Source organism: Mycobacterium bourgelatii (genome assembly GCF_010723575.1).
Lineage (GTDB): Bacteria > Actinomycetota > Actinomycetes > Mycobacteriales > Mycobacteriaceae > Mycobacterium > Mycobacterium bourgelatii.
In genome coordinates this window covers 2,775,093-2,796,582 of record NZ_BLKZ01000001.1, presented here as the reverse complement: position 1 = coordinate 2,796,582, position 21,490 = coordinate 2,775,093, and the positions used below count along the sequence as shown (strand labels likewise).

At 61.1% G+C, this 21,490-nt stretch carries 18 protein-coding genes and 1 pseudogene; 3 read left to right on the top strand and 16 right to left on the bottom strand.

The features are described 5' to 3' along the window. Positions 1–16 precede the first annotated feature (16 nt). Positions 17–1,351 (top strand): plasmid pRiA4b ORF-3 family protein, encoded by a 1,335-nt coding sequence (locus G6N68_RS12335; protein WP_163712225.1) that lies wholly within the window; start codon positions 17–19, stop codon positions 1,349–1,351. A gap of 125 nt (positions 1,352–1,476) precedes the next feature. On the opposite strand, the gene G6N68_RS12330 is transcribed toward G6N68_RS12335, so the two are convergent. After that, a complete protein-coding gene (locus G6N68_RS12330; RefSeq protein ID WP_163712222.1) occupies positions 1,477–1,713 on the bottom strand; it encodes a DUF167 domain-containing protein in 237 nt (78 codons plus the stop codon). A 321-nt stretch (positions 1,714–2,034) separates the two neighbouring features. On the opposite strand from G6N68_RS12330, the gene G6N68_RS12325 reads away from it, so the two are divergent. Further along, positions 2,035–2,265 (top strand): DUF6400 family protein, encoded by a 231-nt coding sequence (locus tag G6N68_RS12325; protein ID WP_163712219.1) that lies wholly within the window; start codon positions 2,035–2,037, stop codon positions 2,263–2,265. 299 nt (positions 2,266–2,564) lie between these two features. Here G6N68_RS12325 and G6N68_RS12320 read toward each other — a convergent pair. Together G6N68_RS12320 and G6N68_RS12315 are read right to left on the bottom strand one after the other, a co-directional pair. Beyond that, positions 2,565–4,263: pseudogene (locus G6N68_RS12320) on the bottom strand (IS481 family transposase). Positions 4,264–4,858: 595 nt separating this feature from the next. Further along, entirely contained in the window at positions 4,859–5,554 is a 696-nt protein-coding gene (locus tag G6N68_RS12315) for a Stk1 family PASTA domain-containing Ser/Thr kinase (RefSeq protein WP_163712217.1), read from the bottom strand. A gap of 404 nt (positions 5,555–5,958) precedes the next feature. Here G6N68_RS12315 and G6N68_RS12310 point away from each other — a divergent pair, with 404 nt between their 5' ends. Beyond that, on the top strand, positions 5,959–6,246 hold the full coding sequence (locus tag G6N68_RS12310; protein WP_163712214.1) for a hypothetical protein: 288 nt from the start codon (positions 5,959–5,961) through the stop codon (positions 6,244–6,246). Between the two features lie 183 nt (positions 6,247–6,429). Here G6N68_RS12310 and G6N68_RS12305 read toward each other — a convergent pair. The 13 genes from G6N68_RS12305 to G6N68_RS12245 form a co-directional block, all read right to left on the bottom strand. Next, a protein-coding gene (locus tag G6N68_RS12305; protein WP_163712209.1) for an IS3 family transposase occupies positions 6,430–7,568 on the bottom strand; the annotation gives its coding sequence in 2 pieces (ribosomal slippage) (positions 6,430–7,298 and positions 7,298–7,568; 1,140 coding nt in all). 186 nt (positions 7,569–7,754) lie between these two features. Next, a complete protein-coding gene (locus tag G6N68_RS32100; protein ID WP_371871693.1) occupies positions 7,755–7,877 on the bottom strand; it encodes a hypothetical protein in 123 nt (40 codons plus the stop codon). A gap of 365 nt (positions 7,878–8,242) precedes the next feature. After that, positions 8,243–9,508 carry a cytochrome P450 gene (locus G6N68_RS12295; protein ID WP_163712203.1) on the bottom strand — a complete coding sequence of 422 codons (1,266 nt, stop codon included), beginning with the start codon at positions 9,506–9,508 and terminating at the stop codon, positions 8,243–8,245. 17 nt (positions 9,509–9,525) lie between these two features. Further along, the gene (locus G6N68_RS12290; protein WP_163712200.1) at positions 9,526–10,746 is read right to left on the bottom strand and encodes a cytochrome P450; all 1,221 of its coding nucleotides are present in this window, start codon (positions 10,744–10,746) and stop codon (positions 9,526–9,528) included. 111 nt (positions 10,747–10,857) lie between these two features. Then, positions 10,858–11,862, bottom strand: a complete 1,005-nt coding sequence (locus tag G6N68_RS12285) for an SDR family oxidoreductase (protein ID WP_163712198.1) — start codon at positions 11,860–11,862, stop codon at positions 10,858–10,860. Further along, positions 11,855–12,988 (bottom strand): spirocyclase AveC family protein, encoded by a 1,134-nt coding sequence (locus G6N68_RS12280; RefSeq protein WP_163712195.1) that lies wholly within the window; start codon positions 12,986–12,988, stop codon positions 11,855–11,857. Before G6N68_RS12280 ends, G6N68_RS12285 begins: the two co-directional genes overlap by 8 nt. Before the next feature lie 4 nt (positions 12,989–12,992). Then, positions 12,993–14,102: an ABC transporter substrate-binding protein gene (locus tag G6N68_RS12275; RefSeq protein WP_163712191.1), complete on the bottom strand. Its 1,110-nt coding sequence runs from the start codon at positions 14,100–14,102 to the stop codon at positions 12,993–12,995. 67 nt (positions 14,103–14,169) lie between these two features. After that, entirely contained in the window at positions 14,170–16,020 is a 1,851-nt protein-coding gene (locus G6N68_RS12270) for a flavin-containing monooxygenase (protein WP_163712188.1), read from the bottom strand. Continuing rightward, the gene (locus tag G6N68_RS12265; protein ID WP_163712185.1) at positions 16,010–17,338 is read right to left on the bottom strand and encodes a cytochrome P450; all 1,329 of its coding nucleotides are present in this window, start codon (positions 17,336–17,338) and stop codon (positions 16,010–16,012) included. Before G6N68_RS12265 ends, G6N68_RS12270 begins: the two co-directional genes overlap by 11 nt. Positions 17,339–17,357: 19 nt before the next feature. Further along, positions 17,358–18,941: an AMP-binding protein gene (locus G6N68_RS12260; RefSeq protein WP_163712183.1), complete on the bottom strand. Its 1,584-nt coding sequence runs from the start codon at positions 18,939–18,941 to the stop codon at positions 17,358–17,360. 41 nt (positions 18,942–18,982) lie between these two features. Continuing rightward, complete coding sequence (locus tag G6N68_RS12255) at positions 18,983–19,351, bottom strand: nuclear transport factor 2 family protein (protein ID WP_163712180.1); 369 nt, start codon at positions 19,349–19,351, stop codon at positions 18,983–18,985. A gap of 40 nt (positions 19,352–19,391) precedes the next feature. Continuing rightward, entirely contained in the window at positions 19,392–20,246 is an 855-nt protein-coding gene (locus tag G6N68_RS12250) for an enoyl-CoA hydratase/isomerase family protein (RefSeq protein WP_163712176.1), read from the bottom strand. 53 nt (positions 20,247–20,299) lie between these two features. After that, positions 20,300–21,438 (bottom strand): IS3 family transposase gene (locus G6N68_RS12245; RefSeq protein ID WP_163712173.1). Its coding sequence is split into 2 segments (ribosomal slippage): positions 20,300–21,168 and positions 21,168–21,438, totalling 1,140 coding nucleotides; the frame shifts between segments, so codons are not numbered across the junction. Between the last annotated feature and the right edge of the window lie 52 nt (positions 21,439–21,490).

The following is a 21,490-nucleotide window of genomic DNA, read 5'->3' as shown; positions in this document are numbered from 1 at the left end:
TTCTAAGGTGTGCGGGATGAGTGACCGACCCTATCTGCGGCTGGTACGGGAACCGATGTCGCGCCCCGATCTGCGTCGTGCGCGGAGGCGGGATGTTGTCATCTACCGGGTCCGCGTGCACCTCGATGACAGTGATCCGACGATCTGGCGACGGCTGGACCTGCGCTCCAACCTGACACTGGACTTGTTGCACCAGGTGCTGCAGGTGGCGTTCGACTGGACCGACTCGCACCTGCACCGCTTCTCGCTCGGGGGCGGCGCCTTCGAACATCACAGCCAACTGTTTTTGTGTCCCTACGACGTGGAAAACAAAGAGTGGCCTGAAGACGACGACGGCCTGCCCGCCACCGAGACTCGACTCGACGAAACCCTCAGTGAGCCCGGCGATGTCCTGCACTACCTCTACGACTACGGCGACAACTGGGAACTGACGCTGCGCCTCGAAGAGGTCCTTACCGCCGACAGTGATTCTCCCGCAGCGGTTGTCGTCGACGGTGAGCGCGCCGCACCGCCAGAAGACTGCGGGCATCTGCTCGATGCCGACAGTCTCTCCGACGTACTGCCTGACCCCACTCTGTTCGAGCCGGAACGGCTCAACAAAGGATTCGGCGATGCGTACTTCGTGCTGCGCGAGTCAGGGATCAATGTGCGCCTGGCCGATCTAGTTCATCGGCTCTCGCTCACCCCGTACGGCGACGACCTGACGAAGGCGGCGCTCGCGCTAGCCGGTTCGCGACCGCTGGACACGGTCGCCGTCGCCGACAACCTGCGCGCGCATCAGTGGTTTTTGGACCGCGCCAAGGACAGCGGCATTCCTTTGACGCCGGCCGGATACCTCAAACCGGCTGATGTGGAGGAAGCCGCCAAAGTTGTTCCCGAGATGGGTGATTGGATCGGCAAGCAGAATCGTGAGGTCAATTGCTACCCACTGCTGCGGTTCCGCGAAGGTTTGCAGTCGTTGGGGCTACTGCGCAAGTACAAGGGCACGCTGTTGTTGACCAAGGCTGGCGTAGCGGCCCAGCGCGATCCCGAGACACTGTGGAGGCATTTGGCCGGCCGGCTAGTTCCCAAGTCCGGCGAGAAGTTTGAGTTACAGGCCACTCTGCTTCTCCTGGCCTACGCAGCAACCTCGGCAGGTTCCAAGATGCCGTTCGAGAAAGTCGCCGCGTTGCTAAACGAGGTCGGTTGGCGTCACTCCGACGGGCGGCCCGTCGCGGCATCGTCGTTGTATCACTTGCCCGTCTACAACGTCTTGATCAACCTGACCGATCAGCCCATTGACGTAGCGCGGCGGGATGTCGTGAGTCCTGGTGCCGCCGCGTTGGCGCGTCTGGCGCTCGGCGGGAGCTAAGTCCCACGGGCACAGGTAATGGCGCGGCTGGTGTCGAGCGCGGGCGCCAGTGGGCCTGGGACGCGCCAGGACCGCTTCGCCAAACAGAGACACCGTCATTGCCGGGCCGCAACAGCGACTCACGCTTAACGCATCACGCGAAACCGCTTCACCCGGGAGGTTTCGCCGGTCACCAGCTCTACGCGCCCTTTGGGAACCCCGAGATGACTTGCCAGGAGGCGAGTTACCGCGGCATTCGCCTTTCCGTCCACCGCGCGTTCGGGCACGTAGATCGTCAGGTCGGCGTCGGTGCCGACTTCGACCAGTGGACCCTTGCGGCTCCCCGGCTTGACCCTGACGGTGATGATCTCGCTGCCTTTCACAACCCTCCCCACGGGTACGAATTGGCCCCATCAGGCTAGCCGGTATCTTCGGCTGCTCTGCGCCTACCGCGCGGCGCAGCTGCTGGCGTTCCGCAGCACCTCGGGAGCGGTCTGGTCCACGCACCTCAGCCGGTGTATCCATGCTGTGCCCTGTGACCGTTCTAGCGAATACTTGGCTAGAACCAAGGTGTGGACGGTCATTTCCAACGGTCCAGCGCGCTGTGACACACCTCAACCGCCCGCAGTGACACACCTCATAGCTTGATGCCGCCAGTTAGGGCATCCTAACCATTCGTTTGTTTCCAAATGGCTAGGACCCCGATGGCGAACTTTCACTTTGCTTATGATCTGACCCGCGACGAGGCATGTCGTCGCAGCGCTGTACTCGAAGCGATCGGGGACGACTGGGATCCGGTCGCCGTCCTCACCGAGGAGCAAAAAGCTCACGACATGCTGTACTCGGATTTGGACGACGAGCAGCAGCGGATCTACGACGAGCTGGTCAACGGCGGTGTCCTGCCTGCGAGGACGGCCGATCGTGTTACCGATTGACCCCACGGCGGACCGCAGCCGCCGCGCGTGGCTACCCTGCCCGTGCTGCGATCACGGCGCCAAATGTGGTGTTTGCCTGGATCGCCGAAACTGTGACACGCACTGGCAGTATCTGCTGAGCAACAAGGGGACGGTGGTTTACCTGCAGTGTCCGGACTGCGGATATCTGTGGTCGACCGACACTCATCGCCGCAGATCCCGCCGCGTCGCCTGAGCCAGGCGCACCGGTCTCGACGGGCGTAGCAATTTTGACCTGTGACGTCCCAAGACATGCGCGACGTTTTGTCGTCGGGACATGGTTACCGTTGGCGCGGGCGGTGGGCGTTGAAGTTGCGGATGGGTTTGGTTGATGTTCGGGCGTGTAGGGATAACTCTTTGATGCCGTCGAGGACGCGGTAGTGGTGGTCGTCGATGACGATGGTGACGATCGTTCCGGCATGTGTTCTGCCGACGCGCAGGCGCTGACCGGCGACCATGACCACGCCGTCTTTGGGGACTCGCCGCTGAACGCTCTGCGGCCCGGCCGGTGGTGGCGGCGGCAGGGCCGACTGGGCGGGACGGGCTCCGCTCAGGTGTTGTACTTCGTCGTGGCTGAACGGATTTAGCAGCGTCTTGAGGAGCATGTTCCCTGCGGTGGCGTGAATGAGGCCGCCATCGAATCTTAAAGTGACTCTGGTTCCGGCGATCCCGGACCCGAGTGCCAGGTTGTGACCGCGAACCACGACGACGCCGTCGCGGCTAGCGGTGCGGTCAATCTCGACGGGTGCACGTCGCTTACCCACGGAGTCGGCCGCCGGCGCAGGGTGGGTCGGGTCTGGCCGTCCGACACGCACACCGCGCAGCGATAGCCGCTCGAGGTCAGCGGTGGTGGCCCGTGACGAGACCGTCTTGATGACCTCATCGCTGAGGATGATGTGGATGCTGCTCAGATCGATCCACAACGTCACCGTCAGGCCCGCGTAGTTCTTGCCGACCCACAGCTGCTGCAGCCCGGTGATGACCACGACCCCCGAGGCTGGGACGCGAACGTCGATCTCGATGGACTGTGCGGCCCTGTGGACGGCGGTCCGCACCAGCGCCGCGGCGGTGCTCGACGCGTCGGCTAGGCCGGTTTGGACCGGCTTGAGAACTGATTCGCTTGAGCGGCTACGGAATAGGCTCGCGGGAGTAACCATGTTCAACGACTGGTGCGGCCGCGCCGTGTTGTAGGCATGGACCCATTCGTCGATCGCGGCCTGGGCGGCGTCGATCGACTCGAACGCCCCGACTTCATCGAGCAGTTCGCGTCGCAGGGTGCGGTGAAAGCGCTCGACCTTGCCAGTGGTAGTCGGAGAGCGTCGTTTGGTCAATCGGGCGGTGATTCCGTTTTCACGACAGATCCGTTCGAAGAGAACCTCGACCGGCAGGGGCCGGGTGAACTTGCCGGTGAACTGTTTGCCGTTGTCGGTGAGCACCTCGAACGGCACACCCCAGCGGTTGATCGCAGCAACGAACGCCTCGCATACCGCGGTGCCCGACGGTCGCACCAGCACCGTGGCAGCGACGACGAATCGGGAATGGTCGTCGATCGCGGTGAGCATCTTGCATTCACGCCCATCGGCTAGGAACACCCCGCCGACGATATCGAGTTGCCACAGCTGCATCGGTGCTTCCCGGGCCCACCGTTTGTAAATGCGTTTGTGTTGCTGCTCTTGGGTATTCACTAAACCGTTGCGCAGCGCGGTGCACGGTCGAACGCGAAGGTGCCTGACCGCTGATCTCGTTGCGCAATTCATGGGCGATCCGCCGCGCACCCCAGCGCCGATGGTTTCGGCGCGTCTCACAGATCAGCGCTTCGACCTCAGCACTGATCCGGCCCGGGCTCGAATGCGGACGTCGTGACTGATCGGCCAATCCGTCCAGTCCGTCGGCCTCGTAGCGCTTTCGCCACGCAGAAACGGTCTGCCGGCAAACGCCGTAACGCTCAGCCACCTCGCTCACGGGCGAGCCGTCGATCATCTCGGTGACAGCGCGCAAGCGGACCTCAACGGTCACACGCGCTGCAACATCGGAATCAGATTCAGTGCGTTCACGTTTCGCCACCGCGAGAACGTCGCAGCCGCAGGTTACCCGTCAACCATGTCCCGGTAACGAACGGTCAAAGATGTCCTGAACCCTTACAGTAGCAATTTTGACCGCGCTCACTGAAATTCCCCACTGACGCTCATCGAAATTCCCCACCCGTGTAGCTCCGCTGAGAAGGCAGGTGACAACTTCGCCACGCACACCTGGAAAATGTCGATGAGCGGTCAAAGTCTCGACTGAAGCTCAAAACCGGCCGAACTTATTTGTTGGAATTTTGCACCTGCGTTGTCGTTATGGTTTACGTCGATGGGCTGCTACACAGTCTTCACGAGACTTGCTGCCACCCAAACTAAAGCTTCCGGACGATCCAGCTGCATTGCACCTGGGCCTCGCCGCAATTCTGAACGTGCCCAACGGATTCAACGGAAGGCGCCGCTGCCAGCCGGACTCGACCTGCTGCCAATGGCATAGAAAGGCGAGCGCTCTGTCCAACTGAGCTACGGCGGCCGTGTGCGGCGCCGCCAAATGGTCAGGGCTTGGTTACGTAAACCACGACACTGTTGTAGGGACCGACTATGCAGCCGGGGTTCGGGTCGGTACTGACCACGGTCCAATTCGATGCCACCCAAACAGATTTATACTTCGGGTTAGCTGAGGACAGTTCCACGGTGGTCAAGCCCAGCCCCTTTAGCCGAGTTTCAACACTTCCGGCGTTCTGACCAACCAAGTCAGGCATTGTGATGTTGGCGGGAGCGTCGTTAATTGAAATCGGTACGGGGCAGGGTTTTGATCTGGCCTGCTCGGCAGGCGAAGGAATCCGGTGGATCGGATCGGCGAGCAGAATCACGAGTCCCACAATGAGGCCGACACCGACGATGACGGCGGGCCAGATAACGGCGGGTCTAGTGGCCGGGGATTTTGCAGTCACAGCATTGTGGGAATACGGGCGTGGCGGTTGCGACTCGACGATGGTTGACCGTAGTTCGGATTTGCGACAATTCGAGGCGGCCTCAGGTGATCGATGGTTCACAGTGCACGTGCCATGCCGATAGACCACCGATCGACCGTGCTGGGTTTGATAAACAACGCCGGATGCGGTCACCTCAGCTGTCCGCTGCGCTTCCTCAGCGGCCCAAACAGCATTTCGATCTCGGGTAGTTAAAAACAACGCAAGCAGGCCAGCGATGTAGATGACCTCGAAACACCAGCCAACCACGAACCGCACCGTGGATGGATCCTCTGCACCACATCGGACAGCGATATAAGTGCCTAACAGATACGGCCACGCTACAGCGAGGAAAATAACTGCAAATCCTAGGAGCAGAGCCAGCAGTCCGCCGCCGCCGCCTCTCCCGCGTGAACCGCCGCCTTTCCACGATGTGCCAGCCGAGAAGGGGCCAACACCGACCCCGATCCCCCGAGTTGAAATTCCTCCCCTGACACCAAAAAGGCCACCACCGATCCCTAGCCGCATACAGTGACGGTACTGCTTCACCAGACGTTCTCACAGGGGCTTGGGAGGAACGTTCTTGGACGTCGACCACTCTCCGGTGGGAATCCCTGTAGGCAAACACCCTCCATGGTGGAAAGACCTCACTCGAGGGTGCGAGGATCGGTATTCTCATAAGAATGCGCGGGCCGATCAAGACCTACAAGACGACTGGGATGCTTGTCGCTAGTGCCCTTACCGCCGCTTCATTTGCCGTCGGATTCTCCCCTAACTGCAAGGCGGATATTACTCCGAATCACGACAGTCCAATCACCACCAATGCCTGCGAGGACATTTTACTAGGCTGGTCAGATGGTCGAATCATCGACAATCTTTCAAATCGGTATGGAGTTTCGAGTCAACAGGCATTGCAGGTCATAACGGAGATGCGGATACCTGGGAACTGTGTGTTCGACGAAAACTTCTGACAACCCAATACGAGGGTGGGCTGCCGTTTCGGCACCATCGGATTAGAGCCGAACTACGTGGTGAGTCGCGGTTACGAGTGTTGTGTCGGGAAAGACATCGGTCTTCGCAACTGCGGGACCGCACCCTGCTCGAAGCGTCTCGATCCCATGAAGGTGAGGGGGACCCGTTTGATGGTCCAGTCGCTATGCGGCTTGCGGTTGGTGGGTCGTGGTCCACTGTAGGGCGAACTCGGCTGGGGTGAGCCCATTGTGGGCGGAGTGAGGCCGGTTGGCGTTGTAGTCGATTCTCCAATCTTCGATGATGATTTGGGCTTCTTGCAGGGAGTCGAAGCGCCAGGAGTTGAGTAGCTCGTCGCGCAGTCGGCCGTTGAATGACTCGATCCAGGCGTTCTGCCAGGGGGCTCCGGGATCGATGAATAGCGAGCCGGTGCCGTTGAAGCGGCACCAGTCGTTGACAGCATGGGCGATGAACTCGGGTCCGTTGTCGAACCGCACGTAGGCCGGTGCCCCATGCATCAGGGCCAGACGGTCAAGGACGTCGACCACGCCGTCGGCGTTGATGGCCCGGTCGACCTCGATCGCCAGGGCTTCGCGGGTGAACTCATCGATTACGTTGAGCATCTTCAACGTTCGTCCGTCGGCGGTGGTGTCGAACTGAAAATCCATCGCCCAGATCGCATTCGGGCGGATCGGGCACATCGCCCCGACCTGCGCACCGATGCCGGTCAAGCGTTTCTTCCTGCGGCGCTGCGGAACCCGCAGGCCTTCCTCGCGCCACAGGCGGCGGATGCGCTTGTTGTTGACCTTCCAGCCAGCTCGCCGTGCCGCGATCGCAGCACGGCGCCATCCCCAGCGGGGCCGCTGGGTGGAGAACGCGCGTAGCCAGGCCCGCAACTGGGCCTCCTCATCGCTGATCGGCGCTGGTTGCAGACGCATGGTGGAACGGTGGATGCCGACCACCGCGCACGCCCGCCGTTCGGAGACCCCGAACCGCTCGCGCAGCATCGCCGCGGCGCTGCGCTTGCGGTTCGGGGTCAGAAGTTTCCCGACGAGATCTCCTTGAGCATGTCGATGTCAAGGGCCTGGTTGGCGACCAGCTTCTTGAGCCTGGCGTTCTCGGCCTCAAGTTCCTTGAGGCGTTTGGCGTCGCTGGCCTTCATCCCGCCGTACTGGGCGACCCAGCGATGCCAGGTCGACTCGGTGATCTCGAGGTGGCGACACACTTCGCTGAGTTGCTGCCCGGTTCCAAGGAGCTTGTTGCCCTCGGCGAGCTTGCGGATGATCTGATCCGGCGTGTGCCGCCGGCGCTTGTTCGTTGCCATGTCGTCGTCGATTCTTCCTGCCCGAACACTCGGGCATCAGAGTCCCACAACGACTGGACCACTACGACGGGCTCACCTCAAAGGCCCGTGGCGCAGGAGATTCCAGCAGCCGTGGACCCAGCCGAACCGACGGCGATGACCGCCGCGAACCGCGGGCCACCAGACGCCTGATCACCGATACGCCCATCATCGCCCTCGCGTCCACTTCCTCACGCATCGTGGTGAGCCGAGATCGGCGCTGCCCGACGACGACACGGCCGCCCAGAGCAGGGTCGCAGCGATGAACGGAGCGCTTTGGCGGATGATCACCAACCCGTTCGCAGCGCCCGACAACGATTCAGCGCCGGATTGCCCTGGCAGGACAGTGATTGGATCGGCAGAGCGACACGACGGGGATCGTAACGCCGGCAGCACCGCGATGCTTGCCGTGAACGCCCCTCCGTTTGAGAATTCCACGGTCTCGTGGACAAGTCACGGTGAAGTACTGAACCGTTCGCACACCCAGCACCGTCTGGCCGCCCACCGTGTCTAGGGCCCCGCAGCGGGTGCAACCGCAGCCATCATCGCCCCCGAGCGCGGCTTAGCAACCGAGCGCTCGTCTGAAACCTCTTGCAGTTCTGGCGAAGCGGGTATAGCAGTCATTTCGGGCGATCTCTCGTCGCCACCGATAGCACTCAGTCGAGCGGTGTGAACGTCACGTACAACTCGCGTAGGCCGCGCAGGATGAAAGTGGGTTCGTAATCGTAGTGACGCTGGCTTGCCGGCCCGTGATGCTCCTCAGAGATCGCAATGTCGCCCAGGCGGTCGAGGATTCGGTTCGTCGAGATCCGCGCCTCTGCTCGGGCTAAGGGGGCGCCTGGACAGGAGTGGGGGCCTCGGATGAAAGCGATCTGTTCCCGTACATTTGGTCGGTCAGGTCTAAACGTGTTGGGATCGTTGAACTTTCGTTCGTCGCGATTGCACGCCCCCGGCAGCAACATGACCGTCGTGCCCGCGGGCACCTCTACGTCACCGACGGTCGTCGTAGTACGCGCGAGCCTGAAATGGGCTTTTACCGGACTCTCCATACGCAACGTCTCCTCGAGGAAAGCAGGAATTTTGCTTCGATCTTCGCGGAGGGATGCTTGAATTTGCGGATCCTCGCCGATGATCCGCACGGCTGCACTCACGAGTTTCGTCGTCGTCTCAGTGCCGGCCGCGAACAGGAATGTGGACACGTGCATGACGTCTTCGATGTCCGGGGTCGATCCGTCTTCGTATTTGGCTTGCGCCAACTCGGTGAGGACATCGCCGCGCGGTTCACGCCTACGGTTCTCGATGTAGGAGTAGAACTTTTCGTCGAGCCACTCCAGGGGATTGTGAGCCGTCGTGCCCTCGCCCAGTTCCCCGGCGATCTGCTGTCCGAACACGACCTGGAATTCATCACGATCTTCGACTGGGACACCTAGCAAATCGGCAACCACCAGCAGCGCGAACGGCTTCGCATAATCTGCCAAGAACTCGCAACTGCCTCGCTTGATGAACGTGTCGAGTTGCTGGTCGGCCAATCGCCACATGAAGTCCTCGTTCTCCTTGAGGCGCTTCGGCGTGAGCAACTTGTTCAGCAGACCTCTGGTCCTGGTGTGTAGCGGCGGATCCTGATTCGAGATGTGTTCGGCCATGGGCGCTAGGTGGCGATGCTGCTCGATCAACTCTGTGACGTCGTCGCCACCGTCCGGACTGATCGGCAACCCGGAGAACGGACCGGCCAAGGAATTGCACGACGAGAACGCCGGGTTCCGGTAAACCGCCATGGCCTCGTCGTATCCGGTAACCGCTAAGACGTTCATCGGTGTCGCCTGTGTGACAGGGCATTTGGAACGCAGATGGTCGAAATACGGATACGGATCTGCCACCAGCGATTCATCGGAGAAGAAGTCAACTGCCTCAAAGTCGCTCATCTGTACGTATTGTCCCTTCAAGACTTCGTTGCGTCGAACAGTACTGGCAGGCTCGTTGGTGAGCGAAAGACCATGCCGCGGATGTGGGGGTCGTCGCCGTCGGGGTCCAACCGCAAGTTGGGTAGCCGGTCGAGCAGAAGGTTGACGGCCGTGCGCATTTCGAGCCGCGCGAGATGCATGCCGAGGCAGACGTGCACGCCGTGGCCCCAGCTGATCGGCACCTTGGCCTGGCGGAAGATGTCGAACTTGTGGGGTTCGGGGTAGCGGTCCTCCTGCCGGTTCGCTGCACCCAACATCGGCATCACCGAGGACCCCTCCGGAATCGGCACACCGGCCAGTTCGGTGTCACGCGTGGCGACGCGGGTGATGTTCAGCAGTGGCGCGTCCCAACGCACCGCCTCCTCGATCGCCTGCGGAATCAGCGACCGGTCAGCCCGAATCGCATCGAGTTGGTCGGGGTGCGTCAGCAGCGCGAACAGCAGAGTGCCCAGTGACCGGTAGGTCGTCTCTACCCCGGCGGGCAGTAGTAGCCGGATGAACGAGTAGATGTCCTCGTCGTCCAGCTTGTGCCCGTCGATCGTGGCCGCGGCCAGGCTGCTGATCAGGTCCTCACGCGGCTCGGCACGCCTGGCAGCGAGGATCGGCTTGAAGTAGTCGATCAGCGCCTGGGAGGCCGCCTTGCCGCGTTCGGGGTTGAGAGTGAAGCTCAGCATCGAGATCGACCAACGCTGGAACTGCGGGAAATCCTCCTCCGGCAAGCCGAGCAGCGCCGCGATGATCCGACTCGGATACGGGAAGGTGAAAGTCTTGACCAGATCCGTCTTTCCATCGGCGGCGAATCCGTCGATCAGTTCGTTGGCGATGCGACCGACGATCTCGTCCTCCCAACGCGCGAGCGCCTTTTGGGTGAACGCCTTGGTGACCAGCGACCTCAGCCTGCCATGCTCCGGCTCGTCCATCCCCAGCATCACGCCCTGACCGAGGACCTCGCCGAAGATCTGGGTCACCGCCTTCGACGAGAACGTCTCATGATCCTTGAGCATCGTCTGAATGTCCTCATGACGGTAGACGATGAAGAAGGGCTTACCCTCCTCACCAGGAATCAAGGCCGTCTCGACTCGCTGAATCGGCGTGTCGCGGGCTGTTTGCAATAAGTCCGGGTACGGGTCGCGGACGTTGCCTGAGACGGCGTCATCGAACGCCGCGAAGTCCTCGAGGTCGTCGAACAGATCTGACATGCTGCTCCTTCATGAGCGAGGTGTGCCCTGTGCTGGTCAAATGGTCGGTTAGGCCACGGATTTCACTTGTAGGTATTGGGTAGAGCCGACTCAAACGTCACCTTCGGTCTGTCAGCCATGACTCTCACCTTTTTGCTTAGCTGCATGTTTGGCCGCCGCGCGAGCAGCCAGACGCTGCATTATTGGTTGCGGAATAACCTTTGCGGCGAGCACCATCGCCCGCTGGGCGGTCGTCAGCGGATAAGCTCCGCCACGCATCGCACCCAGGCGGGGAATCCCCATCACCAGTCGGGATATGTGGTGCATCCCCGCGGCCGGCAGAACTCTGTTCGACACCAACAACATTGACGCGTCGGGCCCCACCCCGCGGCGCCGGAAAGCCGCGCGGTCATCGAGCGCTTTCACCAATCCGTCGGTGAACTTTTCCGGCGGCCGGGCAAGACGCACTGCATGACGTCCACGGGAGTCGATGGTGTTATGCAAACGTGCATAGGGGCCAGCGAAGTCGCGACTATCGGTGGTACCGGCGTCGGTGATGATGTCCGTGTCGTACACGCCGGTCACGAGAATGGTCACACCAATCCCGAACGGCGCGATCTCGCCGGCCATCGATTCACCCCACCGCTCCAACGCACCCTTCGCGGCCGAGTACGCCGCGATACCCGGTTGACCGCGCACACCGCCCGCGCTGGACACCAACACGATCCGGCCCTGCCCGGCCGCCCGCATCGACGGCAGCAACGCTTTGGTGAGTGCGACGGGCCCCATGACGCTGGTGGCAAACATGCTCTGCCACAGGGCCATATCGGTCTCCTCGACCATCCCCGCTGCGGAGATACCGGCGTTGTGCACCAGAGCGTACGGCGCGCCGACTCGTTCCACGACCTCCTTGGCCGCGGCGGTGATCGACGCGGAGTCCAGCAGGTCGAGTTGCACGCCGATCAACCGGTCGTCGTCCTCGGCTGCACCGGTCGCCTCCCGCAGCAGCGACATACCCCGGTCCGGTGTCCGCATCGCCGCGACCACGCGCCAGCCCTCGCGATACAGACGCACCGTCGAGGCAAAGCCCAACCCACGAGACGCGCCAGTGATGACGACTGTGCGCGGCTCAGCCATGCTGGCCGTCAGTCGCACAACGATTGCTGATCGAGCCTAACTCGACGTCGGTGTTGCGGAACGGCCCCTGCTGCCAGGTGGCCCACTTACCGACCGAATACGGGCCTTCGGCACCATTAGCCCGGTAGAACCCCTGCGGGTCATACACTTTCGCCTCAGGATACGGCCACGGGCACGCCACCGACGTCGCCAGACCGCTCGCCTTGATCGCCCAGAACCACCCGCCGTAGAGGAAGTACGAGACGTTGATGATCGCGAACATCACCAGGAAGGTGCCCAACACCGGCTTCGCCGGGAACAGCCTCGCCTTCGTAGCGAGCTTCTCCGCCACCGACTTTCCGGTGTCGTCGCGGTAGACGAGGACTGCCGCCGGGATCATCACGAACGTCACCGACAGCGACTCCCAGATCAGCGGGAACTGGAAGGTGGTCCCGGTGAACACAGATCCCCACGGGATCACCTGCGCGTAGATGTACAGACCCGTCCGCACTGCAAAAATCTCGAGTATGGCGTCGAAGATGAAGCCGATCACCAACACCAGTGCGCCGAGACTGATCAGCGGATGCCGTGAGACGAAAGCCCCTGGGCCGTACTTGGCCTGCCACTTACGCAGGATCCATACCGCCGGGAAGTACGGGCCGAAGTAGAACACGACATAGGCCCCGACGATGAACGGCTCCACCGTCGGCGACATCATGATCAGGTACCAGTTCTCCGGCCAGTGCAGCAGGTCAGGGTTGTAGACCGCATACGGGGCCCAGTTCATCAACGGGTCCTGCCACACAATCAACGTGGTGCACAGGAACATGAGCATGACGGGGCTGCCGGGATTGCGTCGCCAACCGCGCACGAATACAACGAGCAGCACGATCAACCCGATCAGTGTGCCGACCTGTATCCCTGTCATCCAATCGATTCCGAAGAGGAACTTGACTGGACGAGGCCGCCCCTCCACGTTGGGATTGGCGACGCGGGGATGCAGGTCGGTCCGCATCACCGCGAGGAACAATCCGACGAAGGCGAGCAGAGCCAGTCCGGACACCACGCGCCCGACGTTGATGTTGAGGGCAGACGGCTTACCTGTTTCCGGTTGTGACTTAACTGGTTTGGTTCTCTGCGTAGTCACGTCGCTATTCTCCGAAGCGGTCTACCAGGTGGGAATTGACGCCGTCTGCATCGAGTTGGCGGGCCACCAGATAGCCGGCACCCATCCAGGCGCGACGAGTCCACTTACCGAATGAGACTCTCGTTCCCGGTGCACCCGATGCCGCTGGCAGCATCTTCACCCGCTCTAGCGCCTCCTTGACCCCGCGCGGGCTCAATGGGTGCGCGTCGGTGAAGGCTTCCAGAAGTGTGTTGGCCACGTCGCAGTTCACGACCGGCACGCAGTACTGGGGCCGTCGACCGTAGGCCGCCTCGAAGCGATCGAGGAATCGTTGACCGACCTGATTTGCCTCGTCGTATTGGTCGATACCGGTCCAGCCCATGAATGCGTTCCACATGACCGGGTTCATCCACGCATTCTGGAATGCGGTGCTGGAGAACCGCGGCGGATCCCAGTCCAGCTCATCGAGCACCGGCTTCACAAAGACGATGCCGAATCCAAATCCCATGTGCACGATCGCTTGCGAGCCGGCTTCTTTCAACTTGTAGATCGCGTTGCTGACGTCCTGGGCAGTCGACGCAATCTCCGCTTCAGCGACGATGCGGATGCCCTTACGCCGACATGCCCTCCGGAAGTTCTTCAGGTAACTCTGGCCGACCAACGACTGCTCCATCAATACCCCGACCTCGGTGTGACCACCCTTGGTCAGCAGGTCGGTCCAGAAGATCGGTTCGTCGGTCATCGAGCCCTGCGGAAACGAGAAGGTCCATTCGCCCAACCAGTCGTCGGTGCCAGTCACCGCAATCGCTGGGACTTTGAAACGTTCCTCGATTGCCTCTTTCGTGGCGACGCAGTTGTCGGTGATGTGCGGGCCGAACACCACCAAACACCCCTCGTCGACCAGTTCGCCGAAGGCATCGATAACCGCCTTCACCGTTCCCTTCGGCATCCCCTCGACTTCTCGATACACGATCTCGATCGGGCGGTCGATGACTCCTTGCTCCGCAGCTTCGTTGAAGATCAGTTCGAATGGCAGGGTGAGATCGTCACGCATCTCCTGCGGATAGCTGTCCGGCAGCAAGAAGTCCATGAGATAGCCGATCTTGATCGGCTCCGCGGTGCTTTCGTAACTCATCCCACCTCCGTTGGTGCGTTAGATTTCACGACAACGCAATTGCCGTCTGATACCGGCAAGTGCGAACTCAAGATTCGATCTCCAGACCGGCCAGGTCCTCGTTCGACCGCCAGTCTTCTAGAAGTTTCTCGAATGCGTAGTATCCAAGGCCGTACAATTCGCCGGTGTAGGTCCTCGGCCGTAGCTCACCGCTTTCGTCTGGGATCTCCTGCCCGTCGTTGTTGAAATATCCGGGTGTGCATTCTCTGAAGAAGTCCGAGGTATCGATAGCAACCTCGCGGACGTGTTTGACGTACGCGTCCTGGGCTTCCTGACTGGGCTCCACCGAAGTTGCCCCACGCTTCAGCGCTTCGCTGACAATCCACGCGATATGGCGCCCTTGGTTGTTGAACGTTTCTGTGGTCGAGGCGTTGAACCCCCCTTGGAAGAACCCGATGTAGAACTGGTTGGGAAAGCCGTGAGCCATAACGCCGTGCAGGGTTCTGAATTCGCGCGCCCAGTTGTCGTAGAGTGATCGGCCCTCACGACCGGAAATCTTGTCGATCGCCCACCGTCGCTGCAGGTCGCTCGTCACCTCAAAGCCACTCGCGAAGATCAGCAGGTCAATCTCATACTCGGTGGACTCGTGGATGAATCCCCGGCGGGTGATCCGCTCGATACCTCTCGTCGACGACACGTCAAGCAGCTTCACATTTGGCCTGTTGAACGTCGGATAAAACTCGTCACTGGAGGCGGGCCGCTTGCACATATGCCGGTACCAAGGCTTGAGGATCTCCGCCGTCTTCTTGTCTTTCACTACCGCATCGACACGCGCGCGTAGCCGCTCCATGATCCGGTAGTCCATCTGTTCGCGCTTCGCCAGAAAGTCCTCCGGCGATTGCGGCCAGCCGACACGGTCGAATTCGGCTGCCAGATTGCGATTGAGCTCGGTCCAGATGTCGCAGATATGGTCCGGTTCGCCCGGCATCAATCCGTCGATCGCAGCGCGATGGAAGTTCATTTGGCGTTCGCGCTGCCAACCGGGCTGCAGGGTAGCCAACCACGCCGGATCAGTAGGTGTGTTGTGTCGCTCGTCGACGGTGGAAGCCGTTCGCTGCAGGACGTATAGCTGTTTGGCGTACTTCCCCAAGTACGGCACCGCTTGGATCGCCGACGCACCTGTGCCGACGATTGCCACGCTCTTGTCGCGCAACTTGTCGAGTACCGGCTCCCGCTGGTTGCCCCCGGTGTATTCGTAGTCCCACCGGGCGGTGTGAAAAATCTTGCCTTCGAACTCTTCCAGGCCTGCGACGCGTGGCACCTTGGGTCTGTTGATCGGCCCCAAAGCGATCACAACGAAGCGTGCTCGGATGTCATCGCCACGATCGGTCCTCACGTGCCACCGTCGGATGGACTCGTCCCATGTCAAGTCGTTCACACAGGTGTGGAACAGCGCTCCCTGGTATAGATCGAATTTCGTTGCGATGCTTTGGCAGTACTCGCGAATCTCGAAACCGTCTGCGAACTTCTTCGACGGAAAGAAGTTCATCTCCTCCAGAAGAGGCAGATAGCAATAGGAGTCGTTGTCACAGGACAGACCGGGATAACGGTTCCAGTACCATACGCCGCCGAAATCACCTGCCTGCTCGATGATTCGGAAGTTCTCGACGCCTGCGCGGCGCATGTGGTAACCCGCCAGTATGCCCGCCCAGCCGCCGCCCAAAATAGCGACATCGACATCGTCAGTAAGCGCCTCCCGGTCCTGACGCGGCATGTGTGGGTCGCTATAGTCCAGTGCTTGTTCCCCCTCGACGGCAGGGGCGTACTGCTCCTGACCGTCCGGTCGGAGCCGGCGATCCCGCTCTTCGCGGTACTTCTCCCGTAGGGCCGGAATGTCTAGTTGATCTGGATCCGGCAGATGCGTGGGTTCACAGCTCATCGGTACGTCCTTCAGATGACGTGGCAAATGACAGGGGTAGCCGCTCCATCGCTAGCAACGCAGCGTTGGGGATGAAGCGAAGGTCCTCAATCGGTATGGCTAATGAGAGGTTTCGCAGACGTCTCGCGGTCTGTCTCGCTGCGACAAGTAGCTGCATGCGCGCGAGCGAGATACCGAGACACAAGTGGACGCCGGCGCCGAAAGTCATGCTTTTTCGGATGTTGACCCTGCTCGGATCAAACTGGCGTGGGCACTCGAATACAGACTCGTCATCGTTGGCGGAGGCGAACAGAATCAGCAAGTGCGCGCCCTTGGGCAACTCTGTACCACCCAACGTCACAGGCTCGGTGGTGACACGTGACAACGCCCGCACCGGCGGTTCAATGCGTATGAGTTCCTCGATGACGCGACCCAGCTGCGAGTCGTCTTCGGCAGCGTCGTAGAAATCGGTGGCGATGTCTGGGTTTGTTGCAACCTGGAAAAGGATGTTGGTGAACGCAGTAGACATCGAGTCGTGGGTGTTGATCAGAAGGGCGCGCGCGGTGGCGACGAGTTCCTCGAAACTCAGCGGCTCCTCGTCTGGAACCCGCGCGGTGATGATGTCGGAGAGCATGTCGTCCTCGGGTTCAGCCATACGCCTCCGGACGAGAGCGATCAGGTAGTTCTGCATCTCCGCAAGTTCGTGCGCCGCGCGGATCATGTCTTCGCGTGTGTTCGTGAGGCTGAACTGTGACAGGTACGCGCTGCCCCATCGTTTGATGGTTTTCATATCGAGATCGTCGACCTGTAACTGTTGCATGCTGAACGCGATTGCCATCGGCAACGCCAACTCATGCAGCCCGTCGAACTCTGCAGGACTCCGCTCGACAAAGCCGTCGATCAGCCCGTCGACGATCTCCTGGAATTGAGGCTCAAGGGATTTCATCCGCTTTCTGCCGAAAGCCTGAGACAGCAGACGACGCACCCGGGTATGGCGGGGTGGATCGATATTGGCCACGTCGGGGAAGAAGCCACCGCCATGACGTTCGAGAATCTCTTTCATGGCATCCAGGTGACCGTGGGCCATTTGCTTGTAGTAGCCCAATTCCTGGGAGAACACGATCGGGTCTCGCAGGACCGCGTCAAGGTCCTCATGCCGTGACACCAAATACATCCCCAGGTCCTTCTCGAAGTGGACCGGAGCTTCCTGCCGCAGCGTGCGGTAGTAGGCGAACGGCTTCTCCTGGATGGCGGGGTCGATGAACGACACCCCGTCCAGTGAATTCAGGCGCTCCAAGCCGACGGGGCAACTGTCGCGCGCAGTCGTTGGTTCCGTCATGCGCTTGCCTTTCCTTCTGTCATTTTTCGGCCACCGTGCTCGCTTGCCTTTGAGGCGCTTTGCTTTTCGCGTCCCACGTGTCCGGACCCACGCCTCGCGTACGCAGTTCAGCTTTGATGACACGCAGAGTGGCTTGGGTTTTCGGAAGTTCGTCGACGAACTCGATGTAACGGGGAACCATGAACCGTGCCATCCGACTTTGGAGATCTTCGTGGAGATCCTGCGGACTGATGGTCGCCCCTCGACGCCGGACGGCGAAGAGCAGTATCTCGTCTTCGGCGCTGTCCGCGGGCACTGCAACTGCGGCGCATTCGGCGATGTCTGGATTGGCGAGCACGTCTGCCTCGACCTCGAACGACGAAATGTTCTCGCCCCTGCGGCGAATGGCGTCCTTCAGTCGGTCGACGAAGATGTAATCGCCTTCCGGCGTACGGACGAGCGCATCACCGGTGTGAAACCAACCGTTGCGCCATGCGGATGCCGTTGCACTGTCATTGTTCAGATAGCCCGCGTTCATCACCCAGGGCACGCGGGAGCGGATCACGCACTCCCCGACAGTTCCGTCGGGGACTTCGTAGTCGTTAGCGTCCACCAGTCGTACTTCGAAGCCCGGGTAGCCCTTCCGAAGGCTACCTACGGTGCTGCTGTTCGTGGGATTCCAACCTGACGTGATCGCGACCCCGCCTTCGGTGCTGTTGTATGCGGTGCAGACACGGACGCCGAATTTCTCGCTGAACTCTCGATAGTTGGAGCCGAGCGGTGCCATGAACAAGTTCCTGAGACTGGTAGGCCCAGTCGGACCGGTCGAATCACGTAACAGCAGGTCGGCCATCGACCCGACGAGCATTCCGGTTGTGACTTGGAATTTGATGATGTCGTCCCAGAAGCTGGGTAAAGCAAACTTCGGCCTCATGACCACCTGTCCGCCAGCCATGGCGGCGTGGTAAGGGATCGACTTTGATCCGAAGTGAGCATGCGATGTGGTGCAGTAGAAGACGTCTGACGGCGTCAGATCCTCGATCGGGAAGGTGCCCAGGTTGATTGAGTGCAGTTGACCCCACGGCAACTTCACCGCCTTGGAGGGTCCGGTTGTACCGGATGTGTAGGTGATACAGGCAATGTCGTGAAACTCCGGCACTCTGACTTGGTCACGCGCGGCTGCGGTGTCGGCAGAATTGGGTGTCAAGTCACCAAGTGCAACAACACCAGGCAGCTGGGACTCCAGACGATTTCCGTCCCCGTCGAGTACCAGGACTCGCTTGACGGTTTGTAACTCTGTGGCAACAGTCTCGACGATGCCGACGTACTGCGGGGCGACGACGAGTAATTCGGGCTGACAGTTGTTGATTGCGTAGGCGAGCATTCGCCCCCGGAATTCGGGGTTCGTCGCCGCGTCGATCGCCCCGATGCTCGCGAGGCCAAGCCATACGGAAACCGCGTCCACACCGGCGTCAAGGATGGTGACTACTACGTCTCCCCGCTTGACCCCAAGACTCAAAAACCGCGCCGCCCAATCGATTGTCGATGATTGCAGCTGACCCCAGGTGGCAGACCGGCCATCCACGCCCTGTATAAAGACTCGGTCTGGGTCCGCCGTGGCCATGCGATTCACGATGGCTGGCAGGGTTTCTGACGGTACAGATGTCACGCGTACTTCCAGAAGGCACGCATCTGCGAGATCTTGCCCGCCTCGTTAAACGTGAAGTGATCGACGAGTGGACCCACGTGCTGCATCCTGCCCTCGCGTGTCACCACGCCCTGCAGGATGGCGATCGCTTCGTTGCCGCACACGATGACGTCGCGCTCGAGCCAGAGCTTCATCGGAGAAAGGTCATCGACCAGATCCCAGAACGTCGTGCGCAGGCTCTCGATGCCCGTGTAGGTATCAACCCCTACGGGGTCTTCTAAAACGGTGTCATCAGCCCACAGGGCCAACCAACCTTCTTTGTCGTGGTTGCTCAAGGTCTCACAGTGCGCGTTGATCGCCGCGATAATCGAGTCGGCCCCTGGCATTTCGTCCCCTTCTGCGAATTTGGCTAATTCGTTCGTGTGTTCACACTTTGCTGATTTCGTCACTCCAGCCCGTATCGCGTTCGCGTACTGCGGCTCTCACCCCGTGCTCGTGTATCAGCCGCAGGTGTTGTTCTTTGGCGATCGCGGCCTCCGCACTCGGCACGTACGGGTCGCGCCCCACATCCACCATCGCGGACAGCCCAGCAGCCTCGTAAAGACGGTGGGTTCCACGTTTGTTGGCGACGAGATCGCCGGTCTCCATCCGGGCTATCTGTTCGGCGAAGCGCATCGCCGTGTCCTCTTCCTGGCCGAGCGGCACAACCCTGTTCACGTAGAACAGTTGACGTGCGGTCTGCGCATCCAGCCACCCGCCGGTCATCCACAGGTGCTTCATCACGCGGATTGGGAAATGAAAAGGCATGAGTGCGTAGGGACCATAAGGCGTGCCGACGCCGACCCGGGATTCCTCCCAGCTGAAGCGCGAGTTCTCCGCTGCGATGACAACGTCCGCGGCTAACAGGAAGGTATTGGCATGGGGCCCGACGAAGCCCTTGGCCGCCACTACAAGACCCTTGTTGAACCGCCACGGAGGAAGCAGATCGCCCGTGTGGACCCAGTATTTGCCCTCGATCGTCGCCGGCTCCTGACCTCCGATCGTTTCGGCGGCGACCTGTTGGATGTCGTGACCGGATGAGAAATTCGGCCCTTCCGCCGTCAGAACGACGCACTTGACGTCATCCATCCTGTTGCAATCGGCCAGCACCGAATAGAACTCGTTCTCCATGACGCTGTTGATCGCGTTCATCTTTTCGGGCCGGTTCAGCCGAACCGTCACGATGCTCGCCAGTCGTTGCACCTTTAGACATGTCAGTTCAGGCCAATGTGCTTCAGCCATCTAGTGCCTCCTGTCCACTCCCGCTGAGGGGGACCCGTTTGATGGTCCAGTCGCTATGCGGCTTGCGGTTGGTGGGTCGTGGTCCACTGTAGGGCGAACTCGGCTGGGGTGAGCCCATTGTGGGCGGAGTGAGGCCGGTTGGCGTTGTAGTCGATTCTCCAATCTTCGATGATGATTTGGGCTTCTTGCAGGGAGTCGAAGCGCCAGGAGTTGAGTAGCTCGTCGCGCAGTCGGCCGTTGAATGACTCGATCCAGGCGTTCTGCCAGGGGGATCCGGGATCGATGAATAGCGAGCCGGTGCCGTTGAAGCGGCACCAGTCGTTGACAGCATGGGCGATGAACTCGGGTCCGTTGTCGAACCGCACGTAGGCCGGTGCCCCATGCATCAGGGCCAGACGGTCAAGGACGTCGACCACGCCGTCGGCGTTGATGGCCCGGTCGACTTCGATCGCCAGGGCTTCGCGGGTGAACTCATCGATTACGTTGAGCATCTTCAACGTTCGTCCGTCGGCGGTGGTGTCGAACTGAAAGTCCATCGCCCAGATCGCATTCGGGCGGATCGGGCACATCGCCCCGACCTGCGCACCGATGCCGGTCAAGCGTTTCTTCCTGCGGCGCTGCGGAACCCGCAGGCCTTCCTCGCGCCACAGGCGGCGGATGCGCTTGTTGTTGACCTTCCAGCCAGCTCGCCGTGCCGCGATCGCAGCACGGCGCCATCCCCAGCGGGGCCGCTGGGTGGAGAACGCGCGTAGCCAGGCCCGCAACTGGGCCTCCTCATCGCTGATCGGCGCTGGTTGCAGACGCATGGTGGAACGGTGGATGCCGACCACCGCGCACGCCCGCCGTTCGGAGACCCCGAACCGCTCGCGCAGCATCGCCGCGGCGCTGCGCTTGCGGTTCGGGGTCAGAAGTTTCCCGACGAGATCTCCTTGAGCATGTCGATGTCAAGGGCCTGGTTGGCGACCAGCTTCTTGAGCCTGGCGTTCTCGGCCTCAAGTTCCTTGAGGCGTTTGGCGTCGCTGGCCTTCATCCCGCCGTACTGGGCGACCCAGCGATGCCAGGTCGACTCGGTGATCTCGAGGTGGCGACACACTTCGCTGAGTTGCTGCCCGGTTCCAAGGAGCTTGTTGCCCTCGGCGAGCTTGCGGATGATCTGATCCGGCGTGTGCCGCCGGCGCTTGTTCGTTGCCATGTCGTCGTCGATTCTTCCTGCCCGAACACTCGGGCATCAGAGTCCCACAACG

Coding starts and splice junctions, on each gene's coding strand:
- G6N68_RS12335 (WP_163712225.1), top strand. CDS start 17: ATGAGTGACCGACCCTATCTGCGGCTGGTACGGGAACCGATGTCGCGC.
- G6N68_RS12325 (WP_163712219.1), top strand. CDS start 2,035: ATGGCGAACTTTCACTTTGCTTATGATCTGACCCGCGACGAGGCATGT.
- G6N68_RS12310 (WP_163712214.1), top strand. CDS start 5,959: ATGCGCGGGCCGATCAAGACCTACAAGACGACTGGGATGCTTGTCGCT.
- G6N68_RS12295 (WP_163712203.1), bottom strand. CDS start 9,508: ATGAGCGACTTTGAGGCAGTTGACTTCTTCTCCGATGAATCGCTGGTG.
- G6N68_RS12290 (WP_163712200.1), bottom strand. CDS start 10,746: ATGTCAGATCTGTTCGACGACCTCGAGGACTTCGCGGCGTTCGATGAC.
- G6N68_RS12285 (WP_163712198.1), bottom strand. CDS start 11,862: ATGGCTGAGCCGCGCACAGTCGTCATCACTGGCGCGTCTCGTGGGTTG.
- G6N68_RS12275 (WP_163712191.1), bottom strand. CDS start 14,102: ATGAGTTACGAAAGCACCGCGGAGCCGATCAAGATCGGCTATCTCATG.
- G6N68_RS12270 (WP_163712188.1), bottom strand. CDS start 16,020: ATGAGCTGTGAACCCACGCATCTGCCGGATCCAGATCAACTAGACATT.
- G6N68_RS12265 (WP_163712185.1), bottom strand. CDS start 17,338: ATGACGGAACCAACGACTGCGCGCGACAGTTGCCCCGTCGGCTTGGAG.
- G6N68_RS12260 (WP_163712183.1), bottom strand. CDS start 18,941: ATGGCCACGGCGGACCCAGACCGAGTCTTTATACAGGGCGTGGATGGC.
- G6N68_RS12255 (WP_163712180.1), bottom strand. CDS start 19,351: ATGCCAGGGGCCGACTCGATTATCGCGGCGATCAACGCGCACTGTGAG.
- G6N68_RS12250 (WP_163712176.1), bottom strand. CDS start 20,246: ATGGCTGAAGCACATTGGCCTGAACTGACATGTCTAAAGGTGCAACGA.